Here is a 13898-nt window from a genome sequence, read left to right as displayed (position 1 = left end):
CCCGCGCGCCCCCGCCCGACACGCCCCCTCCCCGTTCTTAGTCCGGATTCGACGGCCCCAGCGCCGACCAATCAAGGCAAACAGACGGACCAACGATAATGAAACTACGCACTCTGGCGCTGCTTGGCGGCGCAGTCATCGCATATCCTGCCGCAGCGCAGGACCATTCACATCATGATGCGACACCGCAATCGGCTAGCGAAACCGCCGACCAGTCACACGACATGGAACAAATGGACCATTCGCAAATGGACCATTCCCAGATGGATCACGGCCAGCACCAAATGGCCGAGGACGATGCTTGCATCGCGATCGGATACGTCCTGCGCACCAAGGAGGGTTCCGGAACTTCGCTTTTACCCGGTGCTTCGGAGGGCGTGGGCGGTGCCTGCGGGGGTATGCCCATGGGTCATCATGGGCTGATGCTGGCGAACGACCCGTGGATGGTCATGGCCCACGGCTTCGTCTCGACGCAGTATACCGACCATTCGGGCCCGCGCGGTGACGGCCAGCTCTACGTGACTTCGATGGGCATGCTCAATGCGGAGCGCCAGACCGGCTGGGGCCGCATCCAGTTGAAGAGCATGTTCAGCCTCGAACCGCTGATGGATGCGAGGGGCTATCCCAACCTATTCGCGACCGGGGAAACCGCCGACGGCGAGCCACTGGTCGACCGGCAGCATCCTCACGACCTCTTCATGGAGCTTGCTGCACGCATCGACGTGAATGTCGGTGAAGGAACTACGGCTTTCCTTTACGGCGGCCCGGTGGGCGAACCGGCGCTCGGACCGAGCGCATTCATGCATCGCGATTCCGCAGCCCTCAATCCGGAACCGCCGATCACCCATCACTGGTTCGATTCCACGCACATCACCTACGGCGTCGTGACTGCAGGCGTGAAGACTTCAGCCTTCCAGCTTGAGGGATCGCTGTTCCGCGGCGCAGAGCCTGATGAGGACCGGTGGGATATCGAGACGCCCAAGCTCGACAGCTATTCGCTTCGCGGCACCCTGACCCCCAGCGCGAACCTGGGGATCCAGGCCAGCTATGGCTGGATCAAGGAACCCGAGGCGGTCCATCCCGGTGAGGACGAACGTCGCTTCACGGCATCGGCTCACTACGCCAACTTCGACGGACTTTCGGCCATGCTGGCTTTCAGTTCGAAGCGCAGGGTCGAAGATCACGCGGACGAACTGCCGGGCGAGGAACACGACGATAGCCCGCTGACCGCATGGCTGGCAGAGGTCAACTACGACCTTGACAAGTCGAACACCGTATTTGGCCGGTTCGAGAACGTCGCCAATGACGAGCTCTTCCCCGACCATGACGATCCGCTACATGACCAGCGTTTTCGTGTGTCGAAGTTCCAGTTCGGCTATGCGCATCGGATCGATCTGAAGCCGTTCGAGCTTGCGTTGGGCGCTTCAGGCGCCTTCTATGGCAAGCCTGAGGTGCTCGACGGCGTTTATGGAAAGAACCCCTTCGGCGCGACAGTCTTCGCACGGCTGTCACTCGTCGGCGGGGGACATTGAGGAAATGAAGATGGGTCACCGGTTCGCCACTGCAATTGCCGCCGCTGCTCTCGCACTGTCAGGCTGTGCTCCTGCGGTGGAAAGCGCTTCCGCCCCGGTGGCGGTCCAGGAAGCACGCGAGCCGGTGACCATCCTTGTCTCCATCGACGGCTTCCGTTCGGACTATCTGGAACGCGGCATGACACCGACGCTGTCGGGGCTTGCCGCAACCGGCGTCCGGGCGGACATGTCCCCGTCCTTTCCCAGCAAGACCTTTCCCAATCACTGGACCCTCGTGACGGGCCTGGTGCCCGACCATAACGGAATCACTGCCAACAAGATGGAGGATCCGGCCCGGCCGAACGAGGTCTTTACCATGTCCACGGTCGATCCCTTCTGGTGGGCCGACGCAAAGCCGGTCTGGGTCGAAGCCGAGGAAGCCGGCATCCGCAGCGCGGCAATGTTCTGGCCCGGCTCGGCAGTGCCATGGGGCGGCAAGGTCGAAGGCTGGGGTCCGGTCGAGGGTGGCGTGATGGCGCAGGACTGGCAGGCATTCTCGATGCAGGTCACGAACACGCAGCGGGTCAATTCCGTGCTCGACTGGCTCCGTCGACCGGCCGACATCAGGCCGGCTTTCGTCACGCTCTATTTCGACACGGTGGATACTGCCGGACACGATGGCGGACCCGACAGCGAGGAGGTGAACGCCGCCCTCCGCGATGTCGACAGATACGTCGCCATGCTGGTCGACGGGCTGGCCAAGCTGGGGCAACCGGCCAACCTAGTCATCGTTGCCGACCATGGAATGGCCGCGACCAGTTCGGAGCGGGTCATTGCGCTCGACTCCTTGGTGGATCCGGCACTCTACAGACTGGTTGAAAACGGCCCTTACGCGACGTTCGAGGCAACAAGCGGCAATGCAGCAAAACTGGAGACGGCTCTCCTGAAACCGCACGACCACATGGATTGCTGGCGCAAGTCGGAAATCCCCGCGCGCTTTCAATACGGCACGCACCCGCGCATTCCCAGCTACCTTTGCCTAGCTGAAGTGGGCTGGAACATTCTCCCCACCAAGCCAACCTCCCCATGGTCCGGCGGGACGCACGGGTATGATCCCTTCGCAAAGGAAATGGATGCGCTGTTTATCGCCAACGGGCCCGCATTTCGCTCCGGAACAAATTTGCCCCGTTTTCAGAATACGTCGGTTGCTCCGCTGGTTCGCAAGCTGATCGGCTTGCCTCAGTCGACACCCTCGGACGGGACCGTCGACCCGATCCTTCCCGCACTCAAGAACTGACCAGCGCCTCCCTTTTCCCGGAACGCTCGGCGGGTTCGCGCCGTTGTGCGTGAAACAAGGGAAGTGAGGCGATGGTAGACAAATCCGAGAAATTCAACTGGCTGGTCCGCGTGGGATTTGCAGCGCGCGGGATTACGTACCTGCTTCTCGGATATCTCGCTCTCAGCACCGCCGGCGAAGCCAAGGGCGGCGGCGCAGCGGTCTACGACTATCTCCAGGAAGTTCCCTTTGGCACGCCTCTACTTTGGCTCATGGCCATTGGCCTGTTGGCCTATGCAGGCTTCAGGTTCATCTCTGCAATAGGCGACATCCAGCACCACGGCAGTGACACCAAGGGCCTGCTGAAGCGCGTGGGCGATGTTGCGAGCGGCGTTGCACACCTTTTCCTCTCATATGCCTGCTATCAATTTGCCGTGGGTGAAAAGCAGAGTTCGGACACCGATGCTGGCAGCCAGGAAATGGCAGGCACCGTCTTGTCGATGGACCTGGGCTCGGTGCTCATCGGCATTCTTGGCATTGGCTTCATGGTCGGCGCATTCATGCAGGCCAAGAAAACCGCGACCGCCAGCTTCATGAACCGCATCAGTGCGCGCGCACCTGGCGGCGTGAAAACGGTCGGGCAGATCGGTCACGCGGCACGCAGTATCGTCTTCGCCATTATCGGCTGGTCGATGATCAAGGGTGCGTGGTTTTCAAGCGAGAGCCAGATCAAGGGACTGGGCGAGGCCATCTTGTCGTTGCGCGACAATGGCCTGCTCTACACTTTCGTTGCCGTCGGCCTGATCATGTTCGGGGTCTTTAGCCTCGTGACGGCACGCTATCGGATCATCCCAGATTTCGGGCCCGAGGGGTTGAAACCCAAATTCCGCGCCTGACATTCTCAGGATGACCGACACCAAGACCGCCGAAATTCACCGCATGGTGATGGACACCCATGTTTGCCCCTATGGCGTGAAAGCCAAATGGCTTCTTGAGAAGAACGGCTTCAAGGTTGAGGACCACCACCTCACCACCCGCGAGCAGACAGACAATTTCAAAGAGCGGCACGCTGTCTCGACAACGCCGCAAATCTTCATCGGTGGTGAACGGATCGGTGGTTACACCGACCTCCGCAAATACCTTGGCAGGCCACTCCCCGAGGCGGGGTCGACGAGTTACATTCCGGTGCTGGCCGTGTTTGCCGCGGCCGCGGCGCTTGCGCTGGCGGTCAGCCATTTGAGCTTTGGGAACGCACTCACAGTGCGGGCTGCCGAGTGGTTCATCTCGTTTTCGATGGTGATCCTCGCCATGCTCAAACTGCAGGATGTCGAGAAGTTCTCTTCCATGTTCCTCGGTTACGACCTCCTGGGCCGACGCCTGGTGCCATATTCCTACGCCTACCCCTTTCTCGAGTTCGGCGCAGGGGTCCTGATGGCCGCCCATGCGCTCGACTGGATTTCCATCCCGGTCGCACTGTTCATCGGGACGATCGGTGCCGTCAGCGTGTTCTATGCGGTGTATATTCAGAAACGCGATATCAAATGCGCCTGCGTCGGAGGATCGAGCAACGTGCCGCTCGGCTTCGTTTCGCTGACCGAGAACCTTGCCATGATCGCCATGGCGATTTGGATGTTGCTAAGCCCTGCCGCCTGATCCATTGCAATTTGCAATGCAGTTTTACGAAGACATTGCCGTCGGGCACAAGCAAGCTTTTGGGCATTACGAGGTCACTCGCGAAGAGGTCATCGACTTCGCCTCCCGCTACGACCCCCAACCCTTCCATCTCGACGATGCCGCAGCGGCGAAGACCCATTTCGGGCGCCTGTCCGCCAGCGGATGGCATACTTGCGCGATGACGATGGCGATGCTCGTCGAGAACCTGAAAGCCAACAAACAGGCCGGCCTGGGCTCACCCGGCGTTGACCAGTTGCGCTGGAAGAAGCCGGTCTATCCCGGCGATACCTTGCGCTGCGAGAGCGAGGTGATCGAGAAGCGGCGCAGTGCGAGCCGGCCCGAAATGGGCATTTTCAAGAGCAGGCTTACCGTGTTCAACCAGGATGACGAACCGGTCATGGAGATGGTGTCGAACGGCCTCATCCGCACCCGCGACCCGCAAGGCACGGACTAAGTCAGGCGCCGCATTGTGCGATCCCTGTCGCACGATAGACGACCCGGTCCTTCCCGTCCTTGACGGTTAGTGTTCCCGAATAGTCGCTGGTCTCGTCACCGGTCGGTGCACCGCTGTCCCGGTCGAGATCGAGCGTGAAGGAATAATCCTTTCCGTCGTATTTCCTCCGCGCGAGATAAGGCAGCTCATCGCTGCCCTTGTCGGCCGCAAATCGCAGAATCTCCTCTCCGCGCTTCATGTAGCCTTCGTTCGCCATGGCCAGCGCAATCGCGCCAAGCCCGCCACCGTCGGGTGCGAAGTTGCACCCGGCACCATAGAGCCCGTATTTTTCGATATCGGGATAACGGATCGGACGCGGGTCGAGCATCTCCGGCGGTGCTTCCTGGTTTGCCTCGACTTCCGCCACTGCGGCCTGCCGGTCCGCCTCGCTGGGTTCCGAGGAACAGGCCCCAAGCATCAGCAAGGCAACAGGAATTGCGAACCGCATCAATGTCTCCCGAAGAGTTTCTCGACGTCTTCCATGGAGAGCTTAACCCACGTGGGCCGCCCATGGTTGCATTGGCCCGAACGGGGTGTCCGCTCCATCTCACGCAGAAGAGCGTTCATCTCGTCGACGCGCAAAGGGCGCCCCGCCCGGACCGAGCCGTGACATGCCATGGTGGCCAGCACCAGATCGAGCTTCTCGCCAAGCAGCAAAGCTTCGCCGTTCAAGGCAAGGTCGTCATCGATGTCGCGTAACAGCTTTTCGGGATCAGTCCTTGCGATGGCGTGGGGCATGCTGCGTACAAGCATGGCAGAGGGGCCGAAGCGCTCGATCGAGAGTCCGAGTTCAGCGAGCTTGTCGGCAGCTTCCTCGAGCCTGTCGCAGGATGTCTCGTCCATCTCGACCACTTCAGGGATCAGCAATGCCTGGCTCCGGGAGACCGCGTCCTCCGCTCCCGCAGCACGCAACCGCTCCAGCACGAGGCGTTCGTGCGCCGCGTGCTGGTCGACCAGGATCAGCCCATCCTTGGTTTCGGCAACGATGTAGGTGTTGGCGACCTGCCCACGCGCGATGCCCAGGGGGAAATCCTGTTCCTCGGCGGTCACGGGCGAGGCTTCCTCCGCCCTCCCCCGTGGAGCAGCCATGACCTCCGCCTCGACACCGCGCCACACGGCATTGGCCTCCGCGACGCGCGGCTGCGGCGCTGTCCAGTCGCGTCCGGCAAAGATCGAGCGCAGCGCCGGTGCAGGCTCTTCGCGAACCGGCTCTGCCTGCCAGCGTGACATTGCCCCCGCGTCGGGAGATTGCGCACTACGCTTGTCGCTGGTGGCCAGCGCCTGCCTTAGCCCCGAGACGATGAAGCCGCGCACAGCCTGCGCATCCCTGAAGCGGACCTCTGTCTTCGCCGGATGGACGTTCACGTCCACGTCTTCAGGCGGGAGGTCGAGGAACAGGGCGAGCACCGCATGGCGGTCGCGCGCCAGCATGTCGGCGTAGGCGCCACGGACTGCGCCAGTCAGCAGGCGGTCCTTCACCGGGCGACCGTTGACGAAAAGGTACTGGTGATCGGCGATGCCGCGATTGTAGGTCGGCAGACCGGCGATTCCGGTCAACCGCATTGCTCCGCGCTCGACATCGATCGAAACGCCATTGTCCTTCAGTTCGCGGGCAACGATCTGGGCGACACGATTCTCCAAACCCTCCCCACCCTGGAGGCCGAGCACCCTGCGGTCTGCATGATCGAGCGTGATCGCAACGTCGGGTCGCGCCATGGCGAGGCGGCGCACGACATCGACGCATGCCGCATATTCGCTTCGTGCAGTGCGCAGGAACTTGCGGCGTGCCGGCACCTTCCCGAAGAGGTTCTCGACCCGCACCCGCGTTCCGGGCGGCAGGGCCGCAGGGCCTTCCGCGACCAAATCGCCATGGTCGACGACGCGCTTCCAACCCTGCTCGGCACCGTGTGGCCGGCTTTCGAGAGTGAACCGCGCGACGCTGGCAATGCTCGGCAGAGCCTCTCCGCGGAAGCCCAACGTGACCACCTGCTCGATGGCTTCGTCCGGTAGCTTCGATGTTGCATGGCGTTCGAGGGCAAGAGCCATTTCGTCGGGCGACATGCCGCAGCCATCGTCGGTAACTTCGAGACTCGCGAGACCGCCGTCGACCAGCTTTACCGCTATCCGCGTGGCACCTGCATCGATGGCATTTTCGACCAGTTCCTTGAGCGCCGACGACGGGCGCTCCACCACCTCTCCCGCAGCAATGCGATTGACGAGATTCTCGGGCAGGCGACGAATTTCAGGCATGAGATAGCAGGGTAGCGACGAACCGCCACGAATCCGAGGCCAGACGTTGCGCTTTTACCCAAGGGAATTGCGGAAATTTTTGGCCTTTTGCCCATTGTGTCGCTAAAGAGCCGCCACCAATCCCCCTCAGGGTTGTCGCACGGGTCGCGCGGCGCGCCTTCCCACCCTCACGATCTAACGGAATATCGAGCGAAAATGGGCTTCTGGAACAATCTCTTCAAACTCGGTTCGCAGAACATGGCGATCGACCTCGGCACCGCGAACACGCTGGTCTACGTACAGGATCAGGGTATCATCCTGAACGAGCCGTCGGTGGTCGCGATCGAGACGATCAACGGCGTGAAGCGCGTGAAGGCCGTGGGCGACGATGCGAAGATGATGATGGGCAAGACCCCCGACAGTATCGAAGCGATCCGCCCGCTGCGTGACGGCGTTATCGCCGACATCGAAATTGCCGAAGAGATGATCAAGCACTTCATCCGCAAGGTGCACGGCCGCAAGAGCCTGCTGCGCTATCCGGAGATCACCATTTGCGTTCCCTCGGGCTCGACCTCGGTTGAACGCCGCGCCATCCGCGACGCGGCATCGAACGCGGGCGCCTCGCAGGTCTTCCTGATCCTCGAACCCATGGCCGCAGCGATTGGCGCCGACATGCCTGTGACCGAGCCGGTAGGCTCGATGGTCGTCGACATCGGCGGCGGCACGACCGAGGTCGCAGTGCTTTCGCTCCGCGGCCTGGCCTACACTACCTCGGTGCGCACGGGCGGCGACAAGATGGACGAAGCGATCGTTTCCTATGTCCGACGACACCACAACCTTCTGATCGGTGAAGCTACTGCCGAGCGCATCAAGAAGGACTACGGTATCGCCCGCACTCCCGAAGACGGCGTTGGCGAGAGCATCACCATCAAGGGACGTGACCTGGTCAACGGCGTGCCCAAGGAAATCACGATCAACCAGGGGCACATCGCCGAAGCGCTCAGCGAACCTATCGGCGCTATCGTGGAAGGCGTTCGCATCGCGCTTGAGAACACTGCCCCCGAATTGGCAGCGGACATTGTCGACCAGGGCATCGTGCTCACCGGCGGCGGCGCGCTGATCGGCGGTCTGGACGAGTACCTTCGCGAGGAAACCGGCCTGCCGGTGACCATCGCAGAAGATCCGCTGTCCTGTGTCGCGATCGGCACCGGTCGAGCAATGGAAGATCCCGTCTATCGCGGCGTGCTGATGACGGCCTGAGGAAGGACTTTCCATGGCGCCGACAGGCCAACGGCGCTCGAGCTATTCGCGCAGGGCGCAGTACAACCTTTTCACCGGCTACATTATTGCCGGCATCGGCGCTCTCATCGGCGCCGTGCTGCTCACGCTCTCATTGTTCCAGCCCAACCTGTTCGGCTGGGCGCGGAGCGGTGCGAGCGACACGATCGCGCCGGCTACGGAGGCAACCGCCACGGTTCGCACCGAGAGCAAGAGTTGGTGGGATTCGATCACCGGATACTATCGCGCCGGTTCGAAGAATGCTGCACTCAAGCGGGAAATGGAAATCGCGCGCATTCGGCTCGCCGAGGCAGATGCGATCCGTCAAGAAAACAGGCGTCTCAAGACTTTTCTCGGCCTCGACGACACGGCGATAAAGCCTGTCGCTGTTGCCCGCCTGATCGGATCCTCCGCATCGAGCACGCGTCGCTTCGCCTATGTTGGCGCGGGTCGGGACAAGGGTGTTGAAGTGGGAATGCCCATCCGCTCACCGCGCGGCATTGTCGGCAGGGTACTGGAAGTGGGTGGCGACAGCGCCCGCGTTCTTCTTCTGACCGACAGCGAAAGTGTCCTGCCCGTACGCCGGGCAAAGGATGAAGTCGTGGCATTCGCTGAAGGACGCGGTGACAGTCTCCTGCGTATCCGTCTTATCAATCTCGGAATCAATCCGCTCAAGCCCGGGGACCTCTTCGTCACCAGTGGTGCTGGCGGTTATTACCGCCCCGGAATTGCCGTGGCCATCGTCACTCAGGTCACCGACGACGGGGGCCTGGCACGGGTTGTCAGCGATCCTGCCGCCACAGACTTTGTCGCTGTCGAACCCATCTTCGAACGTGAAGCAGTGGAGGCACTCAAAACGCCGGTCGAACAGGAGCTGTCCGACTGATGGAGCGGATGAACCCGCGTTCGCGCAGCGATGCTTATGGAAGCCGTATCAATCGATCGCATTCGACGCTCATTGCGAATGTCCTACCATGGCTGAGCGTGCTTGCGGCGTCGATCCTGCCTGTATTCCTGATCGCTGTCGCGCTTCCCATGATGCCACCGCTCGGGTTTCTCCTCCTGCTGGGGTGGAGACTGGTGCGGCCCGGGTTGCTGCCGGTCTGGGCCGGACTTCCGCTCGGAATGTTCGATGACCTGTTCAATGGTCAGCCGTTCGGCTTCGGTGTGTTCTCATGGTCGCTGGCACTCATAGCCATCGAAATCATCGAAACCCGCCTGCCCTGGCGCAGTTTCTGGCAGGACTGGTTCACAGCTGGTATATTGATTGCGGCCTATCTGGTCGGTGGCTGGATATTGTCCGGCGCCACTCCCACGATTCATTCGTTCATCTCTCTCGTGCCCCAGCTGCTCTTCTCCATCCTGGCATTTCCCATCGTCGCACGCGTGGTCGCGCGCCTCGATCGCCTGCGCCTCACGCGCTGGATGAGGACGCAATGAGGCGCTTCGGGAAAAAGCGGCAGAGCAGCATCCTCACCCAGACGATGCTCGACAATGCCTTCGACCGCCGAACCTTCGTTATCGGAACGGCGATGGGAGGAGTGGGAGTCCTGCTCGCCGCGCGCATGGGTTACATCGCCATTGCGGAGAATGAGAAATATAAGCTCGAATCCGAAAGCAATCGCGTCAACCTGTCCCTCATCCCGCCGCGACGAGGCTGGATACTCGACCGCAATGGTGCACCGCTCGCCTCAAATCGGGCAGACTTCCGTGTCGACATCATTCCCGACCGCACCCCTGACCCGGACAAGACGCTCGAGCAACTCACCCGCATTCTGTCGCTCGACAAAAACCAGGCTGCAGACGTTCGCAAGGCGTTCGACGACTCTCCTGGTTTCCAGCCTGTCGAGGTGGCGTCTGGACTGAAATACGAACAATTCGCGGCTGTCAGCGTCCGGTTGCCCGATCTTCCCGGCGTCGTGCCCCAACGCGGCTTTTCGCGCTACTATCCGACGGGACCTTCGGTAGGTCATCTCATCGGCTATGTCGGCGCAGCTAATGCCGAGGAATTCAAGGAGCAGGATCGCAATCCTCTGCTCGTCACGCCCGGCTACAAGATCGGCAAGGATGGGCTGGAAAAGCAGTTCGAGCAGGAACTGCGCGGGATCCCCGGCGGGCGGCGCGTAGAAGTGACTGCATCCGGCCGCATCGTGCGCGACCTCGAAACGCGCGAAGATATCCAGGGCGATCCGGTGCAGCTGACCATCGACGGGCCACTGCAGGACTATGCCGCGCGTCGCATCGGGCTGGAGAGCGGCTCGGTCGTGGTGCTGGACTGCGAAAGCGGTGACATCCTCTGTATGGCATCCATGCCGAGCTTCGACCCCAACAGCTTTTCGCAAGGCATCGGTCGAGTTGAATACGCAATGCTTAGCGAGGACGAGCGCGTTCCGCTGCGCAACAAGGTATTGAAGGGGCTGTATCCTCCCGGCTCGACCGTGAAACCGATGGTCTCGATGTCCTTCCTCAAGGCCGGTCTTGACCCTGACGAGTCGGTCTTCTGCGGAGGCGGACTACGGGTGGGGAACCGCGTTTTCGGCTGCTGGAACCGTCGCGGGCACGGAATGGTCAATATGGCCAAGGGCATCTACCAATCCTGCGACGTGTATTTCTACCACTTCGCGCAGCGGATTGGCATGGACCCCATCGCCGCGATGGCCCGTACCTGCGGGATGGGACAGCAATTCGATCTCCCCGTGGCAAGCCAGTTCTACGGCACAGTTCCCGACCCTGCGTGGAAGCTCAAGAAGTACGGTCGCGAATGGCAGACCTTCGACACGGTCAACGCCACGATCGGGCAAGGCTACATGCTTGCCAATCCCTTGCAGCTGGCGGTCATGGCAGGACGACTGGCGACCGGCCGGCACCTGGCACCTAACCTGCTCAAGAAGGAAACGACCCGCTTCGCGAAGGCCGACTTCAATGAAGAGCATGTGCGCTATGTCCGACAGGCCATGAGCGATGTCGTCAACGGTCCAGGAACGGCCGGTAGGGCGCGCCTGCCCATTCCCGACGTGATGATGGCTGGAAAGACCGGGACGGCACAGGTTGTCGGCCTGAACCTGTCGAATGGCAAATCGGGACCATGGAAGTACCGGGACCACGGCTTGTTCATCTTCTTCGCCCCGTTCGACAAACCGAAGTACGCCGGTGCTGTCGTTATCGAGCACGGAGGAGGGTCGGGTGCGGCCTATCCGATTGCGAGGGACGTGATGACGTTCCTGTTCGATCCCGCGAAGGGAATGGATGCTCTGCGTTCGATGGAAGCGCAGTGGGGCGGTACCGCGCAACAACGGCTCGATGCACGGTATCGCGCATATGCCGCAGCAGCCGGTGAATCCGTGAAGCCAGTTCCTGCACGTGACGAGGACATCTTCGACCAGGTTGAGGCAGAGGCACGGATTGACGCGCGGCGACAGGAAGAAATCGCAGGTGAGACTGTGCGACCGCGCAATGACACGCAACCGCACGAAGACAGTCCACCGCCCTCCTCAATAATTGATCCGGCGCCAGTAGCGACAGATGCGGCGGCTGGCGTCCCGACTACCACTCCCGGCACTGGCACCCCCGGTCCGCAATGACAGGTATCGTCCCTGCCCCTATCGCTCGGCAGCCTTGGCAGATGCTGTTCCCGCTGGTGACGCTGATTTGTTTCGGCGCTCTGGTTCTCTACTCGGCTGCAGGCGGGTCATGGACTCCCTACGCCCTGTCGCACCTCATGCGTTTTTGCGTCTTCCTGACGATGGCATTCGTTCTCAGCAGGTTCTCCCGCGATCTTGCGATGTTCTTCGCCTTTCCGATTTATGGCGTGATCGTCCTCCTGCTGGTGATCGTTGAAGCGGTCGGTTTCGTTGGTGGTGGCAGCCAGCGGTGGCTCGACCTCGGTTTCATGCAATTGCAGCCATCGGAGTTGATGAAGCCCGCCATCGTCCTGGTACTGGCCCGGTTCTATGCCAGCTTGCCCGTCGGTATGGTTCCGACCTGGCGTTCGCTCGTTCCTGCGGGCGCAATCATTGGGCTGCCCATGGCTCTCGTTCTGCTACAGCCCGACCTTGGGACATCGCTTGCTATCGGCTTCGGTGGCGCGATCGTAATGTTCGTCGCCGGACTGCCGCTGCGTTGGTTCGTGGGAGCAGGTGCAGCAGGCGCGGTGATTGCCCCGCTCGCCTTCTTCTTCGGACTCAAGGAATACCAGCAAAAGCGCGTCTTCACCTTCCTCGATCCGGAAAGCGATCCGCTGGGCGACGGCTATCACATTACCCAGTCGAAGATCGCGATCGGTTCTGGCGGCTTTTCGGGCAAGGGCTTCAACGAGGGGTCGCAAAGTCACCTGAACTACCTGCCCGAACCGCATACCGACTTCATTTTCGCCACCATGGCGGAAGAGTGGGGATTTATTGGCGGGTTGGTGGTGCTGGGCGCATTCGCCCTCATTCTCAGTTGGGGCCTTTCCGTTGCTCGCAACAGCAACGACCGCTTCGGCAAGTTGCTGGCGACCGGGATGACAGCGACCGTCTTCTTCTACGTCGCCATCAATTTGATGATGGTCATGGGGCTTGCACCGGTGGTGGGCATTCCACTCCCCTTCATGAGCCACGGCGGTAGCTCCATGATGACGAACATGATCTGCTTGGGATCGCTGATGATGGTCAACCGCTGGAACCAGATGGCGCCGCGCTCGGGACTGTCGGGCTAGAGCCGAAGCAGGTTCAGCTTCAGCGCACGGATAATCGCACCCACGCGGTTGTGGGCGCCCAGCTTGTCGTGAAGCCTCTTCGAATAAGTCCGGACCGTCTCGGGCGAGAGGTCGAGGATGGTCGCAATCTCGGTCACCGATTTTCCCCGTGCCAGCCACCGCAGCACCTCGGTCTCCCGGTCAGACAGAACCGGGCTTTCACGTCCTTCGTTGAGCAGGCGACTGACCCGCGCCTGCGATGCCTGGGCTACCGCCCCCAGCTTGGCCAGCATGGGGGCGTCTGCACTCTCCATCGGACGATCGAAGTCGAAACTTGCGTAGGCCTCGCGTCCGCCGGGGCCGAACAGGGGGAGGCCGAACCCGTGATGTAATCCGTGGTCTCGCATCGCCGAGAAGTAGGCCTCGTGTTCGGGAGTATTCTCTTCCAGTTCCATCGCCTCGCGCCAACTGATGCGCTGACCGTGGCGCATGGTCCGTTCAGGGATCGGATCGTGGCTTCGAAAATCCCGATGGTAGAGGTCCATCCACTCATCTGCGAACCCCGAGGCCACAACGGCAGTACGATCCGAGTTGGCCGAATCCAGAACCGGAGAAAAATGGTAACTCTGTCGCACGGCACCAAGGCCAGATGCGAACTCGCTGGCAAGCAGGAGCACCGCACCGACATCGGTGAGTTTCTCGATTTCGAGCAGCGTGTCGAGCATACCCCTCTCCCGGGTAGCCGCCGACTGTCCCCCGGCT

The 13898-nt window shown here is 61.5% G+C and carries 13 protein-coding genes; 10 read left to right on the top strand and 3 right to left on the bottom strand.

The genetic code is table 11. The annotated features are described in order from the left end of the window. Positions 1 to 98 precede the first annotated feature (98 nt). From RAM60_RS05215 to RAM60_RS05195, 5 genes are all read left to right on the top strand, one after another. Complete coding sequence (locus RAM60_RS05215) at positions 99 to 1532, top strand: hypothetical protein (protein ID WP_369025287.1); 1434 nt, start codon at positions 99 to 101, stop codon at positions 1530 to 1532. 10 nt (positions 1533 to 1542) lie between these two features. Beyond that, positions 1543 to 2808 (top strand): alkaline phosphatase family protein, encoded by a 1266-nt coding sequence (locus RAM60_RS05210; RefSeq protein WP_510640290.1) that lies wholly within the window; start codon positions 1543 to 1545, stop codon positions 2806 to 2808. Between the two features lie 71 nt (positions 2809 to 2879). Continuing rightward, positions 2880 to 3683, top strand: a complete 804-nt coding sequence (locus RAM60_RS05205) for a DUF1206 domain-containing protein (protein WP_369025289.1) — start codon at positions 2880 to 2882, stop codon at positions 3681 to 3683. Between the two features lie 10 nt (positions 3684 to 3693). Further along, positions 3694 to 4440 (top strand): MauE/DoxX family redox-associated membrane protein, encoded by a 747-nt coding sequence (locus tag RAM60_RS05200; protein ID WP_369025290.1) that lies wholly within the window; start codon positions 3694 to 3696, stop codon positions 4438 to 4440. Positions 4441 to 4456: 16 nt separating this feature from the next. Further along, the gene (locus RAM60_RS05195; protein WP_369025291.1) at positions 4457 to 4915 is read left to right on the top strand and encodes a MaoC family dehydratase; all 459 of its coding nucleotides are present in this window, start codon (positions 4457 to 4459) and stop codon (positions 4913 to 4915) included. 1 nt (position 4916) lies between these two features. Here RAM60_RS05195 and RAM60_RS05190 read toward each other — a convergent pair whose 3' ends face one another. Then, a complete protein-coding gene (locus RAM60_RS05190) occupies positions 4917 to 5402 on the bottom strand; it encodes a hypothetical protein (protein WP_369025292.1) in 486 nt (161 codons plus the stop codon). Then, entirely contained in the window at positions 5402 to 7204 is a 1803-nt protein-coding gene (gene mutL, locus RAM60_RS05185) for a DNA mismatch repair endonuclease MutL (RefSeq protein WP_369025293.1), read from the bottom strand. The genes RAM60_RS05190 and mutL overlap by 1 nt, the downstream gene beginning before the upstream one ends. A 195-nt stretch (positions 7205 to 7399) precedes the next feature. On the opposite strand from mutL, the gene RAM60_RS05180 reads away from it, so the two are divergent. From RAM60_RS05180 to rodA, 5 genes are read left to right on the top strand one after another with little or no spacing between them, the layout of a single operon-like run. Next, positions 7400 to 8443, top strand: a complete 1044-nt coding sequence (locus RAM60_RS05180; protein ID WP_200983737.1) for a rod shape-determining protein — start codon at positions 7400 to 7402, stop codon at positions 8441 to 8443. A gap of 13 nt (positions 8444 to 8456) precedes the next feature. Continuing rightward, the gene (locus tag RAM60_RS05175) at positions 8457 to 9347 is read left to right on the top strand and encodes a rod shape-determining protein MreC (protein WP_369025294.1); all 891 of its coding nucleotides are present in this window, start codon (positions 8457 to 8459) and stop codon (positions 9345 to 9347) included. Continuing rightward, positions 9347 to 9901, top strand: a complete 555-nt coding sequence (locus RAM60_RS05170; protein WP_369025295.1) for a rod shape-determining protein MreD — start codon at positions 9347 to 9349, stop codon at positions 9899 to 9901. The genes RAM60_RS05175 and RAM60_RS05170 overlap by 1 nt, the downstream gene beginning before the upstream one ends. Beyond that, complete coding sequence (gene mrdA, locus RAM60_RS05165) at positions 9898 to 12042, top strand: penicillin-binding protein 2 (RefSeq protein ID WP_369025296.1); 2145 nt, start codon at positions 9898 to 9900, stop codon at positions 12040 to 12042. The genes RAM60_RS05170 and mrdA overlap by 4 nt, the downstream gene beginning before the upstream one ends. After that, positions 12039 to 13157: a rod shape-determining protein RodA gene (rodA, locus tag RAM60_RS05160; RefSeq protein ID WP_200983733.1), complete on the top strand. Its 1119-nt coding sequence runs from the start codon at positions 12039 to 12041 to the stop codon at positions 13155 to 13157. The genes mrdA and rodA overlap by 4 nt, the downstream gene beginning before the upstream one ends. On the opposite strand, the gene RAM60_RS05155 is transcribed toward rodA, so the two are convergent. Further along, on the bottom strand, positions 13154 to 13861 hold the full coding sequence (locus RAM60_RS05155) for a helix-turn-helix transcriptional regulator (RefSeq protein WP_200983732.1): 708 nt from the start codon (positions 13859 to 13861) through the stop codon (positions 13154 to 13156). The genes rodA and RAM60_RS05155 overlap by 4 nt on opposite strands. Between the last annotated feature and the right edge of the window lie 37 nt (positions 13862 to 13898).

The sequence above is a fragment of the Qipengyuania sp. RANM35 genome, assembly GCF_041021145.2.
Classification (GTDB): Bacteria; Pseudomonadota; Alphaproteobacteria; order Sphingomonadales; family Sphingomonadaceae; genus Qipengyuania; species Qipengyuania soli.
This window is presented reverse-complemented; position numbering and strand designations above follow the sequence as displayed.

Coding starts and splice junctions, on each gene's coding strand:
- RAM60_RS05215 (WP_369025287.1), top strand. CDS start 99: ATGAAACTACGCACTCTGGCGCTGCTTGGCGGCGCAGTCATCGCATAT.
- RAM60_RS05210 (WP_510640290.1), top strand. CDS start 1,543: ATGGGTCACCGGTTCGCCACTGCAATTGCCGCCGCTGCTCTCGCACTG.
- RAM60_RS05205 (WP_369025289.1), top strand. CDS start 2,880: ATGGTAGACAAATCCGAGAAATTCAACTGGCTGGTCCGCGTGGGATTT.
- RAM60_RS05200 (WP_369025290.1), top strand. CDS start 3,694: ATGACCGACACCAAGACCGCCGAAATTCACCGCATGGTGATGGACACC.
- RAM60_RS05195 (WP_369025291.1), top strand. CDS start 4,457: ATGCAGTTTTACGAAGACATTGCCGTCGGGCACAAGCAAGCTTTTGGG.
- RAM60_RS05190 (WP_369025292.1), bottom strand. CDS start 5,402: ATGCGGTTCGCAATTCCTGTTGCCTTGCTGATGCTTGGGGCCTGTTCC.
- mutL (WP_369025293.1), bottom strand. CDS start 7,204: ATGCCTGAAATTCGTCGCCTGCCCGAGAATCTCGTCAATCGCATTGCT.
- RAM60_RS05180 (WP_200983737.1), top strand. CDS start 7,400: ATGGGCTTCTGGAACAATCTCTTCAAACTCGGTTCGCAGAACATGGCG.
- RAM60_RS05175 (WP_369025294.1), top strand. CDS start 8,457: ATGGCGCCGACAGGCCAACGGCGCTCGAGCTATTCGCGCAGGGCGCAG.
- RAM60_RS05170 (WP_369025295.1), top strand. CDS start 9,347: ATGGAGCGGATGAACCCGCGTTCGCGCAGCGATGCTTATGGAAGCCGT.
- mrdA (WP_369025296.1), top strand. CDS start 9,898: ATGAGGCGCTTCGGGAAAAAGCGGCAGAGCAGCATCCTCACCCAGACG.
- rodA (WP_200983733.1), top strand. CDS start 12,039: ATGACAGGTATCGTCCCTGCCCCTATCGCTCGGCAGCCTTGGCAGATG.
- RAM60_RS05155 (WP_200983732.1), bottom strand. CDS start 13,861: ATGCTCGACACGCTGCTCGAAATCGAGAAACTCACCGATGTCGGTGCG.